General features: G+C 35.1%; 14 protein-coding genes, 1 tRNA gene and 1 pseudogene. 12 read left to right on the forward strand and 4 right to left on the reverse strand.

All coding sequences use genetic code 11. The features are described 5' to 3' along the window. The 4 genes and pseudogenes from H4K35_RS12505 to H4K35_RS15945 all read left to right on the forward strand — a co-directional run. Positions 1 to 504: hypothetical protein (locus H4K35_RS12505; RefSeq protein ID WP_182628305.1), on the forward strand; the 504-nt coding region annotated here is incomplete at its 5' end. Between the two features lie 281 nt (positions 505 to 785). Further along, positions 786 to 992, forward strand: a complete 207-nt coding sequence (locus H4K35_RS12510) for a hypothetical protein (RefSeq protein WP_158961768.1) — start codon at positions 786 to 788, stop codon at positions 990 to 992. 493 nt (positions 993 to 1485) lie between these two features. After that, positions 1486 to 2082, forward strand: coding sequence for a hypothetical protein (locus tag H4K35_RS12515; RefSeq protein ID WP_182628306.1), 597 nt, complete (start codon positions 1486 to 1488; stop codon positions 2080 to 2082). Between the two features lie 512 nt (positions 2083 to 2594). Next, positions 2595 to 2853: pseudogene (locus H4K35_RS15945) on the forward strand (DUF6804 family protein). 827 nt (positions 2854 to 3680) lie between these two features. Here H4K35_RS15945 and H4K35_RS12520 read toward each other — a convergent pair. After that, positions 3681 to 3754: transfer RNA gene (locus tag H4K35_RS12520), tRNA-Asn, on the reverse strand. Positions 3755 to 3826: 72 nt separating this feature from the next. Further along, a complete protein-coding gene (rseP, locus tag H4K35_RS12525) occupies positions 3827 to 5185 on the reverse strand; it encodes an RIP metalloprotease RseP (protein ID WP_182628307.1) in 1359 nt (452 codons plus the stop codon). A 323-nt stretch (positions 5186 to 5508) separates the two neighbouring features. Here rseP and serS point away from each other — a divergent pair, with 323 nt between their 5' ends. The 5 genes from serS to H4K35_RS12550 all read left to right on the forward strand — a co-directional run bounded on the left by serS (position 5509) and on the right by H4K35_RS12550 (position 10274). After that, complete coding sequence (gene serS / locus H4K35_RS12530) at positions 5509 to 6780, forward strand: serine--tRNA ligase (protein ID WP_182628308.1); 1272 nt, start codon at positions 5509 to 5511, stop codon at positions 6778 to 6780. 94 nt (positions 6781 to 6874) lie between these two features. Continuing rightward, complete coding sequence (locus tag H4K35_RS12535) at positions 6875 to 7186, forward strand: DUF4286 family protein (protein WP_182628309.1); 312 nt, start codon at positions 6875 to 6877, stop codon at positions 7184 to 7186. Positions 7187 to 7197: 11 nt separating this feature from the next. Next, the gene (gene rsmA / locus H4K35_RS12540; protein WP_182628310.1) at positions 7198 to 7977 is read left to right on the forward strand and encodes a 16S rRNA (adenine(1518)-N(6)/adenine(1519)-N(6))-dimethyltransferase RsmA; all 780 of its coding nucleotides are present in this window, start codon (positions 7198 to 7200) and stop codon (positions 7975 to 7977) included. After that, positions 7967 to 9319, forward strand: coding sequence for a magnesium transporter (gene mgtE / locus H4K35_RS12545; RefSeq protein WP_182628311.1), 1353 nt, complete (start codon positions 7967 to 7969; stop codon positions 9317 to 9319). The genes rsmA and mgtE overlap by 11 nt, the downstream gene beginning before the upstream one ends. 10 nt (positions 9320 to 9329) lie before the next feature. Next, positions 9330 to 10274 carry a 2-hydroxyacid dehydrogenase gene (locus H4K35_RS12550; protein ID WP_182628312.1) on the forward strand — a complete coding sequence of 315 codons (945 nt, stop codon included), beginning with the start codon at positions 9330 to 9332 and terminating at the stop codon, positions 10272 to 10274. Positions 10275 to 10336: 62 nt separating this feature from the next. Here the strand turns inward: H4K35_RS12550 and H4K35_RS12555 are convergent, their stop codons facing one another. Together H4K35_RS12555 and H4K35_RS12560 are read right to left on the reverse strand one after the other, a co-directional pair. Next, positions 10337 to 10774: a hypothetical protein gene (locus tag H4K35_RS12555; protein ID WP_182628313.1), complete on the reverse strand. Its 438-nt coding sequence runs from the start codon at positions 10772 to 10774 to the stop codon at positions 10337 to 10339. Positions 10775 to 10944: 170 nt separating this feature from the next. Continuing rightward, positions 10945 to 12768, reverse strand: a complete 1824-nt coding sequence (locus tag H4K35_RS12560; RefSeq protein WP_182628314.1) for a lysophospholipid acyltransferase family protein — start codon at positions 12766 to 12768, stop codon at positions 10945 to 10947. Between the two features lie 380 nt (positions 12769 to 13148). On the opposite strand from H4K35_RS12560, the gene H4K35_RS12565 reads away from it, so the two are divergent. From H4K35_RS12565 to H4K35_RS12575, 3 genes are all read left to right on the forward strand, one after another. Then, positions 13149 to 13916 carry an exodeoxyribonuclease III gene (locus H4K35_RS12565; protein ID WP_182628315.1) on the forward strand — a complete coding sequence of 256 codons (768 nt, stop codon included), beginning with the start codon at positions 13149 to 13151 and terminating at the stop codon, positions 13914 to 13916. 27 nt (positions 13917 to 13943) lie between these two features. Beyond that, on the forward strand, positions 13944 to 14846 hold the full coding sequence (locus H4K35_RS12570; protein WP_182628316.1) for an OmpA family protein: 903 nt from the start codon (positions 13944 to 13946) through the stop codon (positions 14844 to 14846). 157 nt (positions 14847 to 15003) lie between these two features. Continuing rightward, positions 15004 to 16344 carry a mechanosensitive ion channel family protein gene (locus H4K35_RS12575; RefSeq protein ID WP_182628317.1) on the forward strand — a complete coding sequence of 447 codons (1341 nt, stop codon included), beginning with the start codon at positions 15004 to 15006 and terminating at the stop codon, positions 16342 to 16344. The last annotated feature ends 32 nt before the right edge of the window (positions 16345 to 16376 follow it).

Consider the following 16376-nt stretch of genomic DNA (forward strand, 5'->3'; position numbering starts at 1 on the left):
AAAAAAGATTTTTACACCTTGATTCAGGAAGAGTTTGATATAACCTATGATAAAACAGGAAAACCTTTCAGAATGGTTACAAATTACTCTAATCGTAAAAAGAAAATAATTAATACGGAAAAACCGAGAAAGAAAGAAGTTTACGAATCTGAAAGAGATTTTGCTAAATCGGTTGTTATGGAGATTTTTTATAGTAGTTCTAAATCAACTGTTTCAGAGATAAAAATTTTCAAAGATAAATTTCCAAGTGTGTTCAAGATTATGAGTTACATAAAAAATGAATGTGTTGAGCTTTATACGTTATTAAGCCATATAGAAGCCTGTTGTCTATTAGATTGTGTTGCATTACGATTCAGCAAAAAATATCCTGATATTCCTTTATGGAGCATTCACGACAGCTTGGTAACAACAGAGAATTACCTACCTCTATTGAAAGAAGAAATAGAAAGACTGTTGTATGATATAACAACTTTAAAAGTAAATACTAAAATGGAATATTGGTAACAATAATAATAATAATAATAATAATAATAATAATAATAATAAGGAGTACCTGTAAAGAATATACTTGTATAGTATATACTATTATATAATAATCCTTTTACCCCCTAATGTTGCAGTTTTTCAAAATTAGGAGAAATTTTAAAATGCTAAATATTGATAATCAGTATTTAGCATTTTTTATTTTGTAACAACTTCGATGAGGTAGCAAGTAAAGGTGCTAAAGCAATTTGCCGTAACCTAAATGGAAAAAATATATCAGACAGCTGTTTTATAAATAGTTTTTGGAGAAGATTTCAAGACACTACAAAGGTTGTTTTGTCAATAAGAGTATTGTTGTTTCACAAGAGCAGAAAACGGCTAAAAACAAATCAATTGAGGTTGGTCAAGTTACTGTTTCTGAAAGACAATCATTAACTCACGTTTATCTTTCAAGAGCTGGAGATAAACAGACTATAACCGAATTTATAGAAATTTTAAAAAATACATAAATAATGAGATAGCTGATAGATACAACAATATCTAACAGTTATACGAAATACATAAGCAGTTATTGTATGTATAGATCTGAATCAGAAACTTATATTACGATTTGGAAAAACACCTTTTTGAGATTGAAGAAAATTGTTTAGTTGGTTTGGGAAGAAAAATTTTACACATTGAAACTTTGTTTTTGTTAGTGAGAACTGACATAACATGTATCAAAATTCGTAAATTTACAGAAATGATAAAAACAGAAAATATAAGTAAAAGAAAATTTTAGATAGTAAAATATAGATTAGCATTAGTTATTATCTTGTTCAGAAAACTGGTAATTTTTAGACATACAAGAATAATAAACCCAATGTTCGTGGTTTACACGGACTTGGTTTATTTGTCTTTATGTATACCAGTACCTCTGTACAGTAGGCTAAAGTACCGTGCATTTTTTGTGTTCAAAACTTTAACTTCACTTTCGGTACTGGTGAGATATGAATCAATATTATGACAAGAAAAAAAATCACAATTTTTATTATACTTTGCTTTTCATACTCTTATTCCCAAAATTTATCAGTATTAGAAGAAAAGAATGGATTTAAAAATATAAAACTTGGACAGAAAGTAGATAACTATAACTTCTTAATAGAAGAAGAATATTTCTCCAAAGCTTATAAAATGACAATAGGTGGTAAAGACTACACATTTAACACAGGAAATAGCCACATAGCTGATTTCCAAAAAGAAATTACTCTAAGAAGTATAGGGGATTTTCAAGTTTTTAGAGTTTTTGTTGGAACAATAGATAATTATATTTACAAGATTCAGATAATAACAGAATATAACAGAAAGCTATATGAATATTTGTGTGTTATTTTCGGAGAACCAACTTATAAATCATTTGGGAAGAATCAAGATACTTTATCTTGGTGGGAAACAGAAAATTTACAACTTACAATTTCTGCAAATAATTTATTAAATGATTACGCTACCTATTATAGCCTAACATATACAGACAAAACTCTAGAGTTAAGATATAAAAAAGCAAGAGAAGAATCTATAAGAAAAGAAAGTGAAATAAAAAAAATCAAAGATGATTTATAATTTACCTTATTATAAGGAATTTAGATTATCAATAAAGTTCTTAAGTAAATTCATAAAACATACTCAAACAGTAACATCAAAATTAAATAAAAATGAAAACAGTTAATCTATTTTTAGCTTACTAATAACCTTATTAACAATCACAGCCTATTCAAGTGATGATAATAACACAAACAACGAAAACAGCCTAATTGTAGGTATTTGGTCAGAACATAGATAAAAAGCGAGTGACTTTAACAATCAGAACTGACACCTTACCGAACATTTCAGTCAAAAGGAACGCTTATAGACCGTTACAATGGAGTTGTTGAAGCAATTGGCACTTGGTCAATTTTAGAAAACCCTCTTACAGAGAATTGAGAAGATGAAGCAATATAATCTGAAATCCTGATTTTGAATGAAACTACTCTTCAAGTGAAAAAAAATTTGATGACGAAGAATGGCAAATTTACGAATATGTAAAATAATAATATAATGACAGATATTTCCAAAACTCTAAAGTTAGTTTATCAATCTTATTTTTACTCTGTTTATTAGACTGGAGTTACGGATATTATCAGTTTGTCCGTTTTGTAGGTGTGGTTGGCTTATCAGAAAAGAGGTAAAAAAGATAAGACTTGGCTTGTGATTTGGTTGGTTTCTGCTTTACTTATCAATCCGTTTGTTAAAGTAGTATTAGGAAGAACGATTTGGAACATTATAGATGTTATATGGGCTGTTTTACTAGCATTTTCGACATACAAGAATAGAGAAGCTTCAAAACCCAAATAAAAACCCTTCAAATAAAAGATAAAATCGACTTCAAGAATACAACTTACAAGATTTTTATCAGTTTATTGTCTTCTATTAGATAAGTTTTAGTTGTTTTAAGCATAATTCTGCTAAAGATGAAGAAGTATATAATACAACAATAGATGAGGAGCCAACGTTTCTAAATCTTCAAAATTCATTTACTAAAAATTATAATGATTTTGTCAATGCTGATTATTCAAAGTTTGAAACAAATACTTTGTTCACTATCATTTAATACGGAGATAAGCAATAATAACCACGGGGTCAAGAGCTGTAAAAAAGTTTGGAGATTGAAAAGATAAAGTTTTATGAATTTAATAATGATATAAATACAGAGCAGATTGAAATTTGCGATAAGGAAAGGATTAACTCATTAGGGATTTTATATTGGTCAAAAATTGAGTAAATGAAAGACAAAGGGGTAGGTGTGAAATCTACGCCCCTTTTTATTAGAAACAAATTCAATTTTTTTTATGGGGTGGCGGGCTTGCAAAAGACTTTTACAGATATATTTTTCAACTTCTTTCTCTGCTCAACTTGTTCAGGTAACTCTGTAAGGTGTTATATACCTATATATGAAATTACCCTTATTTTGGTTGATTGTCATCAGACAAAGAGGAAGAAGAACCTAATCAGAAAGAGGGTTAATAAACAACATCAGAATAATACAACTGGACAAAGGTTTAGTAAGAATGTTTTTAGCTATATATCCTTGTTTTTTATTGAGTGTTGGATAATTCGTTGGACAATAAAAACGATTATAAAAAATAAACCTCAGCAAATCAATGACTTACTGAGGTTATTTGCTCCCCCTCTTGGGCTCGAACCAAGGACCCTCTGATTAACAGTCAGATGCTCTAACCAACTGAGCTAAGGAGGAAGGTATCTTACCTTAAATGCAGTGCAAATATAACATCATTTTTTATTTCTGCAACTACATTCGCTTTATTTTTTATTTACTGAATATCGCTTTGTAAATATCATTTCCATTGGCAAACAATAACAACCCTATAAGTATAAAGAAACCAACCATTTGCGCATTTTCCAAGAATTTATCACTTGGTTTTCTACCTGAAATCATTTCATACAACAAGAACATCACATGACCTCCATCTAAGGCAGGAATCGGCAATAAGTTCATTACTCCTAACATGATTGACAATAAAGCAGTAATATTCCAGAAGTATTCCCAGCTCCATACTGATGGAAAAATATCATAGATGGCCTTAAATCCACCTACTCCTTTATAGGCTCCTGTTTCCGGTTTAATAATTTTCTTTAATTGCTGGAAGTAGCCTGCTACTTTTTCCGTTCCTTTACTTAATCCAACAGAAAAAGATTCTCCTAGTGTATACTTTACTTGGCTGATATTATATAATCCCATTTGCTTAATGGTGTCGATTGACAATCCTCCAGCTGGCGCTATGCCAGCAACGCCATCTGCATTGATCTGCAATTGAACGGTAACGTCTTTTCCGTCACGCTCAACAACAACGGGAACAGTCTGCCCTTTTAATCCAACGATTGCAGGCTGTACTTGATCCATAAACGGTGTTGCAATACCATTGATGCTCTTGATAACATCTTTTGCTTGAAATACTTCTGCCGCATTAGACCCTTGAATATCCTCCACAAACCCCATAATAACAAAGGGAATACGCAAGGAAATCCACCCTTCTTTTTTAGCTCCATCGCTCAATTGCCCGAGTAAGTTTACAGGTAAGTCAATATTTTCTATCACCCCATTGCGCTCAATTTCAATCTGATGCCCCATCATAACCTCATAACCAACATCGTTGAAACGCTCAATTTCCTTCCCATCAACCGCAACAATTTTATCTCCGGTTTTTAATCCTGCTTCTTGTAGGATAGGCGATTGCACCCAAACGCCATGATCCATATCTTTATTCGAAATATATAAATCACCATAAGCATAGGTCATCCCAATATAAATCACAAAAGCTAAGATGAAGTTTACCGTTACCCCACCTAACATAATGATTAAACGCTGCCAAGCTGGTTTTGAACGAAATTCCCACGGCTGTGGCTCACTTTTCAATTGCTCTGTATCCATGCTTTCATTCACCATTCCAGAGATCTTAACATATCCTCCTAAAGGCAACCAACCAATTCCATACACTGTATCGCCTATTTTCTTTTTAAATAGAGAGAACTTTACATCAAAGAAGAGATAGAATTTCTCCACACGCGTTTTAAATAATTTAGCTGGGATAAAATGTCCTAACTCATGTAGGATAATCAAGAAGGATAAGCTCAATAAGAATTGAGAAAGTTTAATCAATATTTCCATTGTACTAATTTCGTTTCAAATCTGAATAATAAGCAAAAATAAAATATTAGTTGAACTATCAACTATATTTTAGCAAACTATTATTGATAAAGATGCAAGCCTAGACGAATTCGCTAAATGTAAATCACTCATGCCGCTATATTTCGTTTTTTTTGTTGTTGTTGCTGTTGCAACAAAGCGAAAGGGGGCATAATTATGGGATAAAAGGCGATTTAACGTTACGTTCTCCTTTTTATAAGCGAGTAATCCGATGAAAAACAACAAAAAGACGAATAATAAAAAAGTATTTTCTAACTTTGTTATCTTAAACTATTATTTATACTATGTTACAGATAGCTTTTATTAGAGAGAATCAAGAACAAGTGATTAAAGGCTTGGCAAAAAGAAATCTTGATGTTACGGAGGTGCTAAACGAAGTGATTGCTTTAGATGAGAAAAGAAGAGCAACACAAGTTGAATTAGACAATGTCTTAGCGGAATCCAACAAGCTATCCAAAAGTATTGGAGAGTTAATGAAGAGTGGAGAGAAAGCAAAGGCAGAACTCATCAAAGAAAAGACATCAAATTTACGTGAGCAAAGTAAAGACTTGACGGAACAGTTAAATCAAATTTCAGCTGCGCTTACCGAGAAGTTATATACGATTCCCAACGTTCCAGCGGATATAGTTCCCACAGGAAAAGATGCTGAAGACAACATTACTGTTCACCAACACGGAGAGATCCCTACCTTACACGAAGGGGCATTACCACACTGGGAATTGGCTAAGAAATACGATTTAATCGACTTCGAATTAGGGAATAAAATTACGGGTGCTGGATTTCCTGTATACAAAGGTAAAGGAGCTCGCTTACAACGCGCTTTAATTTCTTACTTTTTAGATAAGAATACAGCAGCAGGCTATAGAGAATACCAAGTTCCTCACGTTATTAATGAGGCTTCAGGATTTGGAACAGGGCAATTACCAGACAAAGAAGGACAGATGTATCACATTGGCGTGGATGATTTGTATTTAATTCCAACAGCGGAAGTGCCAATTACGAATATGTTTAGAGATGTAATCCTTCAAGAAAGTGATTTCCCAGTGCTTTGTACAGGCTATACCCCATGTTTCCGCAGAGAAGCAGGATCGTATGGTGCACATGTTAGAGGGTTAAACCGCTTACACCAATTTGACAAAGTGGAAATTGTACGCATCGAACATCCTGACAATTCATATCAAGCCCTTGATGGAATGGTCGAGCATGTTCAAGAATTGTTACACGAATTAAAACTGCCGTATCGAATCTTGAGATTGTGTGGTGGAGATATGGGATTCACTTCTGCGTTGACCTACGATTTCGAAGTGTTTTCAACTGCCCAAAACAGATGGTTAGAAATCAGTTCGGTATCTAACTTTGAAACTTTCCAAGCCAATCGTTTGAAACTGCGTTTTAAAGATAAAACGGGCAAAAGCCAATTGGCTCATACATTAAACGGTAGTTCACTAGCGTTACCTCGTGTATTGGCTGGAATTTTAGAAAATTATCAAACGCCAGAAGGAATTGTGATACCTGAGGTCTTAAGACCGTACACAGGATTTGATATTATTGATTAATTTTACACGATAAATACTCGCATATGAAAAGCACCAAATCCGATAAAGTCATTTGGTGCTTTTTTTATCTTTGTACAACCCAAATATACCGCAGATGATTATTTACAATATAACGATAAACATCCATGAAAGTGTACACGATACATGGATGGCATGGACCAAAGAGTTTTACATTCCTGGCATGCTCAATACAAAAAAATTCAATAAAGCCCGTATGGTGAAAGTTCTTGTAGAGGAAGACATGGGTGGAATTACGTACTCCCTTCAATTTGAAGCGCCCAACGCAGAGGTATTGAACCAATTTTACCGCGAAGACGCCGATTTCTTTGAAAGTGAATCGCGCAAAAAGTTTGGCGAATTAATGCTTACCTTCAAAACAGAACTAGAGCTAATTAGCGAACACTAAACCAATTTACCATGGATAAAGTAAGAGCAAAAAAACACTTGGGGCAACACTTCTTAACGGATGAAAATGTTGCGATGCGAATCGCAGATACGCTTACCTTAGAAGGGTATAAAAAAGTATTGGAGATTGGTCCTGGAATGGGCGTGTTGACCAAGTATATCTTGGACAAGCCCATTGAAACTTTTGTGGTAGAGATCGACACGGAATCTGTTGACTATTTACACAAACACTATCCTAAATTACAGGATCATATTTTTGCACAAGATTTTTTAAAATTCAATATCGTACAGGCATTTAACCAAGAACCTTTTGCCGTTATAGGAAACTTTCCCTATAACATATCCACGCAGATTGTTTTTCGCGTTTTGGAGCTTCGCGATTTTGTACCTGAATTTTCAGGTATGTTTCAAAAAGAAGTTGCCGAACGCATATGTGAGAAGAAAGGCAGCAAAGCCTATGGTATTCTCTCTGTGCTAACTCAAGCATTTTATGACACTGAATACTTATTTACGGTGTCTGAACATGTTTTTAATCCACCACCCAAAGTCAAATCTGGGGTTATGCGCATGCGCAGAAAAGAGAATTACTCCTTGCCATGCAATGAAAAATTATTTTTTACCGTCGTAAAAACTGCTTTTAATCAACGTCGAAAGACCTTGAGAAATAGTTTAAAGAGTTTCAATTTACCCGATGACATCCGAGAGGAGGCGATTTTTAACATGCGTCCAGAACAATTAGGAGTAGAAGAATTTATTGATCTTACAAAAAAAATAGAACTACATGGAGTTTAAAATCAGTGATGGAACTATCCAACAAATCGAAGAACTTATTGCTACAGGCCAAGAAGCCGAATTATTAGCACTCCTAAAGGATATTCACGCTGTGGATATTGCTGAGATTATGAATGAGCTTCATTCTGAAGAAGCCATTTATATCTTCGATATATTAAATAGTGAAGTCACTGCAGAAATATTACTTGATTTAGATGAAGATTTACGGGAAAAGATATTAAAGAGTCTTTCTCCCAAAGAGATTGCAGAAGAGTTAGATGAGCTTGATACCGATGATGCGGCAGATATTATTGCCGAATTATCAGAAAAGAGAAAAGAAGAGGTTCTCTTAGAGCTTGAAGACTTAGAACACGCCAAGGACATTGTGGAGCTTTTGCGCTATGATGAAGATACCGCAGGGGGATTAATGGCCAAGGAGTTTGTATCAGTCAATGAAAATTGGTCGATTCTTACCTGTGTCAAGGAAATGCGCAAGCAAGCAGAACACGTCTCACGTGTGCATTCTATTTATGTAGTGGATGATGAAGGACGTTTAAAAGGACGTTTATCTCTTAAAGATTTACTTACTTCTTCTACTACTACACACATTAGCGATGTCTATATTCCAAAAGTAGACTATGTTAAAGTGGACACGGAAGACACGGAAGTTGCGCGCATCATGCAGAAATACGATTTAGAAGCTATTCCCGTTGTCGATGAAATGGGTAGGCTCGTTGGACGCATTACCATTGATGATATTGTCGATGTAATCAAAGATGAAGCAGATAAAGATTATCAGTTGGCTGCGGGTATTTCACAAGATGTAGATACCAATGACAGCATTTTAACCCTAACCAAAGCGCGTTTACCCTGGTTGATTCTCGCTATGATTGGAGGTTTTGTTGCTGTAAATGTTTCGAGAAGTTTTGAAGGAGCAATGGAGAAATTTGGTGTTTTGTTCTTTTTCACTCCTTTAATTGCCGCTATGGCGGGTAATGTAGGAGTTCAATCTTCGGCGATTATCGTGCAAGGCCTTGCCAACAATACCATTTCGGGCTCCATATGGAAAAGACTGGGTAAAGAAGTTTCCCTAAGCCTATTAAACGGCTTTTTGTTGGCTATCCTTTTAATGATCGGAAGTCATGTGCTTTTGGGCGTGGATTACATCATTGGAATTACGGTGTCTATTGCGCTAATTAGCGTGATCATCATTGCGAGCTTAATCGGTACGTTTGTGCCTATCTTTTTAAACAAATATGGTATAGATCCAGCTTTAGCAACAGGTCCTTTTATTACAACAAGCAACGATATTTTTGGAATTTTAATTTACTTTTCCATTGCAAAAGTGATACTTGGTTTTTAAATCTTAGGTTATGGCAAAAAAAATATTACATCTAGATAGCAACCACCCTTTAATGCTAGAACAACTAGCCGCTATGGGATATACCAATGTAGAGGATTACACTTCTAGCAAAGAAGAAATAGAGCAAAGTATACACGAATACGAGGGAATTATACTGCGCAGTCGATTTAAGATTGACGCTTCTTTTTTGGAAAAAGCAACACAACTAAAGTTCATTGGTCGTGTTGGAGCAGGAGTAGAAAATATAGATGGTGAATATGCGGCGTCAAAAGGCATTGCCCTTATTGCTGCTCCTGAGGGAAACCAAACAGCTGTAGGTGAACATGCCTTGGGCATGTTGTTGACCCTATTCAATAAGTTACATTTAGTAGATCAAGAGGTTCGACAAGGCATTTGGATTCGAGAAGGCAATAGAGGGGTTGAAATCGAAGGAAAAACTGTTGGAATCATTGGCTACGGTCACATGGGAAATGCGTTTGCAAAACGCCTACAGGGCTTTGATTGTGAGGTGATCTTTTATGATATTCGAAATAATTTAGAAAACCAATACGCTAAGCAAGTATCGTTAGCCGAATTGCAAGAGCGAGCAGATATTCTTAGTTTACACCTACCACAAACACCTGAAACAATTCACCTCATTAATGCTTCCTTTATTCAACATATGGCAAAGCCCTTTTGGCTTATCAATACCGCAAGAGGTAAAGCAGTACACACCCCTGATTTAGTTGACGCTTTAGAAAGTGGAAAAATACGAGGTGCAGCACTAGACGTGTTAGAATATGAGAAATCGTCTTTTGAAAATATGTTTGCTGAAGCAAACCTACCACAACCTTTACAATACTTAATTCAAAGCAAAAGAGTGCTACTATCCCCCCACATCGCTGGGTGGACCATAGAAAGCAAAGAAAAATTAGCCCAAATTATTGTCAATAAAATACGTCAACTGTTTCATTAACACTGAACTTATATAATAAAAAAAACAGCCAAATGGCTGTTTTTTTTATTATATCGATTTTTTTAGAAACCTAGTTCTACTAAAATATCTTTTCCAGTTCCTATTTTGTGCATCACAATTTCTTCTTCTCGTTTCACTGTAACATTTACCTCACCATATGTTTCTCCTTCATTACCTTTTACAATAATACTAATATACTCTTCACTATTTTTGGTATAACTCTTTTCCCATTTCAACTTTCTTGGAGGAAGTGGTGTTCCTGGAGTCACTGCTACTGGAATACCATCATCTTTAAATATTACATCTGTAGTAACTTTCGTTCCATTTGATTTATATACAATAATATGATCAAGACCTACTGACTCTGTAATTTCTACTGTAATATCATAGGTTTCACTTTTCAATGGAAGTTTAGGGTCACTACCATCATCACTACTACAACTTGCAACTCCTAATGCAAGACCTGCGCAAACTAAAAAATATTTAACTTTCTTGAACATTGTTTTCACTTTTATTTAACAACTCAAAAATAGCATATTTTTCATATAAAACAATCAATTGCTTAAAAAAATAGTAATTAAAACAAAATACAACCAAATAAAAAACAAGTTTCCATTAGCGTCAATAAAAAGTATAAAAAAAACACCTATTACTAGGTGTTTTTTAAAGTTTAATTATATTTATTGGCTTCCTCTTGTATTTTTCGTTCCAGTTCTGCTTCGAACTCTTCCATGACAGGTTTCACCGTACTTTCTGGTAGATCTGCAATTTTGATATACATCAACCCATCAATAGCATTGTTGAAGAGTGGATCTACATTAAAAGCTATTACTTTAGCATTTTGTTTGATGTACTTCTTGATCAACACGGGAACTCTCAATTTTGCTGGTTCAACGTCTTCAATGATCTTATCAAATTTATTCAAATCCGATTCGGTTTCATTAAAAATTAAATCTTTATCTGCATCCTTCAAATTCACCTTATATTCCATTTTTGGCGTAACATATTGTGCAATAAAAGGATCAAAATAATGGCTACGCATAAATTCGATCATCAGCGATTTGGAAAAATCTGAAAACTGATTGCTGATACTCACTCCTCCGATTAGGTATTGATGTTCTGGGAAGCGCAAGGTAGTATGTACGATACCCTTCCACAATAAGAACAAAGGCATAGGCTTTTGTTGGTAATCTTTGACAATAAATGCACGCCCCATTTCGATGGATTGCGCCATCATCGGATAGAGTTCAGATTCAAATCGGAACAATTCATTCAAGTAAAATCCGTTGATTCCGTATTTTTTATAGATTTCAGATCCCAATCCCATGCGATAGGCCCCGCAAATTTGTTCTGCTTCGCTATCCCATAAAAACATATGGTGATAGTATTTATCGTATTGATCCAGATCTAATTCGTTATTTGTTCCCTCGCCTACCTCTCTAAAAGTAACCTCTCTAAGTCGGCCAAGCTCCAACAATATTGTTGGAATTAAGTCTGATTTACACAAGAAAACCTCATAGTTTTTACTTTGAAGTAATCGAAAGTCTTTTTCGCGTAAAACTTCTATTTCTTGTTTAATTCGATCTAGGGGTTGTGGAGGGACGATGTCCTTTACCATCTTTGGAAATTTAAAATTAAAAGAGGGAACTTTTATCCATTTACGAGAGTCCTCATCTTTATAAGCGTTTGACAACAGATACGTTTTAAAGCGCAAAAAGTTTCCATAATCGCTTAAATCGTAATGTTCGTTTTGTTCTTCAACAGAGATTGGGCGTCCGATGCGTATTTTGATTACGCGATCTTTTTGCGTCAACAATTCTGAAGGCAATTTTGCCGTACGTAAAGTTGGGTTTATCTGGGATAAAAAGTAAAATAACTTACTATTTTTTGCGTGAAAATAGATTGGCACAACAGGCACATTGGCCTTTTTAATCAATTTAATAGCTCCTTCTTCCCATGGTTTATCAACAACCAAACGATCGTCTTTATAGGTAGAAACCTCTCCTGCGGGAAATATTCCCAAAGGTTTGCCGTCACTTAAATGCCTCAACGTCTCTTTTAATCCCAAAACACTTGATTTAACATCTTTGTTATTTTCAAATGGATTCACAGGCATTATATAAGGCTTTAAAGGCTCTATGCGGTGCAAGATAAAATTGGCAATGATCTTGAAATTAGGATCATGCTCTAACATCAATTTCAACAATAATATACCGTCAATTCCTCCTAATGGATGGTTTGATATTGTGATATATGGCCCTTTTTTAGGTAGGCGTTTTAATTCTTCTGGATCAATTTGGAATTCAATCTGAAACTCCTCTAAGATAGCGTTCAAAAACTCTAACTCTTCTAAATGTTTATTCCTGTCGTAAATCTTATTCAAGGTAGTAACCTTAAGCGTCTTCATAAGCAACCACCCCGTAAAAGTACCAAAGATACCATACTTGTCCACGTTAATCGCTTTCGCTACTTCCTTAGCTGTTACTAACCCCATCAATTTCAAAATTTAAGTAAGACAAATATACTAAATTCTTTAGGTATTCTATTTTATTTTCTCATCCTTGCACGGATATCACTAGTCTTATTGATGTTAAAAACTTAAATATCTGATTAAAAAAAAGATACCTCAGTACAATTTTGTCAGCGCCATTAGCAGGAAAAAACAAAATGCTCGAGCTTATTCCCTCTATACCCTTGTTTATTCTTCGGCAAATTTCCACTTCGACAGCACGGACAACTACTTGTTAACCTCCCATTTATCAATGCAACAACAGAATGCTAATTAAAGATTAAAAAACACGTCAATACGGCTCTTTTGAGCCGGAATAACACATATTTTTTCTACTTTTGATTTTCATACAAAAATCAGCCATAATGAAAAAAATAATATCCTATAACGTGAATGGGATTCGCGCAGCGATAAAAAAAGGACTATTAGATTGGATGCAGGAGGAAAATGCAGATATAATTTGCATACAAGAAACCAAAGCAAAAGAAAATCAAATTCCTACCGATGAAATTACGTTAGCAGGATACCCCTATCAGTACTATTTTTCGGCAGAAAAAGCTGGATATAGCGGCGTAGCTATTTTTTGTAAGGAAAAACCTAACCACATTACTTACGGAACGGGCATTGACTATATGGATTTTGAAGGTAGAAATCTACGTGTCGATTTTGACACCTTTTCTGTGATGTCGTTATATCTTCCTTCGGCTTCGAATATCGATCGATTGGATTTTAAATACCAATACATGGACGACTTTTTCAACTATATTCAAGCGTTGAAACAAGAAATTCCCAACTTAATTATTTGTGGCGACTACAACATCTGTCATAAAGCCATTGACATTCACGATCCGGTACGCAACGCAAAGGTTTCTGGTTTTTTACCTGAAGAACGCGCATGGGTAGACAAATTTGTGGCACATGGATTTATCGATAGCTTCCGTTTGTTCCATCCAGAACCACACCAATACAGCTGGTGGACCTATCGCGCCAATGCCCGAAACAACAACAAAGGTTGGAGAATCGACTACCATATGGTGGCCGAATCGATGCAAGATCGCATCCTAAGTGCTTCTATTTTACAGGAAGTAAAACATTCGGATCACTGTCCAATTGTCGTTGAAATAAAAGCTTAATCCCAAACTAAAAACCCAAAAAACTACATGATTAAAAAATGCGCTTTTGGCTTACTTGCCCTAACTCTACTCTCCTCTTGTGTGACAAGAAGGTTATATAATGAACTCGATGCCAATTTTCAAAGTATTCTTGATGAAAATGAACAATTGGCGAATGATTTAGCGACTTTAAACAGTTCGATGACTGACTTAGAGCTCGCTAAAAAACAGTTAGCTCAACAGTTGAAAGATTTACAACAAGAAAGACAGAACCTAAACGCGGAAATTGCTGCTGCTCAACATCGACTACAAGAATTGCAACATTCCTATACTAATCTCGAAAAACACAGTGAAGAATCACTTCAAGCGGAAGCTGCGCGATTGGCAAAATCACAAGCAGAATTGGATTTAAAATCGCAACGCATTCAGGAGTTAGAAGGAATTCTAGCGGCGAACGACAAGTCGATGAAAGCACTGAGAGATAACTTATCACAGGCCTTGAATGTCTTTGAAGGAAAAGGGTTAACCATCGAACAAAAAAACGGAAAAGTATATGTTTCCATGGAAAATAAACTGTTATTCAAATCTGGTAGTTGGACGGTAAATGACGACGGACGTCGAGCAGTGGTGGAATTGGGAAAAGTGCTCGCCAGCAATCCTGACATTTCTGTACTCATTGAAGGACATACTGACAACGATAAAGTTTTGGGTAATTTAGGAGAGGGAGTACAAAATAACTGGGACTTATCGACCAAGCGCGCCTTGGCCATAGTTTCCATCTTATCTGAGAATAACGCCATCGACAAAAAGAATCTTACAGCTGCAGGACGAGGTGAATACGCTCCTTTAATGAGCAATACCTCAAATGAGGGAAAAGCAAAAAACAGACGTATCGAAGTTATCCTTACCCCTAATTTAGACAAGATTAATGAAATGTTGAATCAATTATAAAAATCACAACACCCTTTAAAAAAAAGTGCTATAACTACTAAATTATAGCACTTTTTTTAAATATTTTCTTGTCTTTATACTTGTTTTCCCACTTCATTAACACAGAAACCCATTTATATTGCTTATCTTGCAATTCCAAAACTAAAAAACAAATTACATGTTTCTTTCCACCCTTAATCAACAGAACATACAAGAAATTATGGACTTTAGTGAACTAAATGTCATCTACAAATGGTTCTTTGATTACCTGCGTTTTTTACAATTGAATGAACACGAAACCCACGTTGTAACGACAATCGCATTATTACTTGCGTTTTCACTCGTTATGTATACGTTAGATTATATTTTAAAAAACATATTCATCGTCATTGCTCGAAAATACGCATCCCGAAGTAAGACAAAACTCGATGATCTGATTATCAACAATAAAGTGTTACACAATATTACTCACTTTATTCCTGTTGCATTAGCACGTATTTTATTCCCCATCTTTTTTATGGGGTTCCCAGGGGTAATAAAGGCGGTATTAACGATAACAAATCTCTTATTTGTCATCGTTATTACCTTGCTTTGTCGTTCGATCATTCGAACCGTTAGAGATTATGCCAAAACGAAACCTCGTTTAGCGGATAAGCCGATCGACAGCTATAGCCAAGTAGCGAGCATCTTCCTCTACTTCTTTGCTGGTGTGATTATCTTTTCGACTATTACAGGCAAAGATCCTGTGACCTTTCTAGTATCCTTAGGAGCTGCCTCGGCTATCTTGATGCTCGTTTTCAAAGATACCATTATGGGATTTGTTGCCAGTATACAAGTATCTACCAATGATATGGTTCGCGTGGGAGACTGGATTGAAATGGCAAAATTCGGCGCGGATGGAACAGTATTGGAAATTAACCTAAGTACTGTAAAAGTGCAGAACTTCGACAAAACCATTACAACAATCCCTACTTATTTGCTCATCAGTGATTCCTTTAAGAATTACCGTGGCATGCAGGTATCTGGTGGACGAAGAATCAAGCGAAGCATCAACATCAAAATGTCGTCTATTCGCTTTTTAGAACCTGCTGAAATTAATGAGCTAAAGAAAATTCAGCTCTTAAAGCCCTATATTGAAGAAAGACAAAAAGAAATTGACGAATACAATCACAATACCAATGCCGATCAATCCATGCCAATCAACGGACGCCGCATGACTAATATTGGTTTATTTCGAGCATATGTATTGCGTTATACTCAACAAAATCCAAACATACACAAGGAATATCACCTAATGGTCCGCCATTTGCAACCCACAGAACACGGTTTGCCCATCGAATTGTATATGTTTACCAACAGTACTGTTTGGGCCTTTTACGAAACTGTAATGGCGGATATATTTGATCACGTCTTGGCCGCTATTGACTATTTCCATTTAGAAGTATTTGAACTTCCTTCATCAGATGATGTAAGACAGTTTATTGCCAATAGCCAAGATCCAACTAAGTATTCAAACTAATATACCCAATAAAAAAGGTTCGGAACTATTTC

Origin of the sequence: Myroides sp. NP-2 (assembly GCF_014145665.1) — a bacterium.
Classification (GTDB): domain Bacteria; phylum Bacteroidota; class Bacteroidia; order Flavobacteriales; family Flavobacteriaceae; genus Flavobacterium.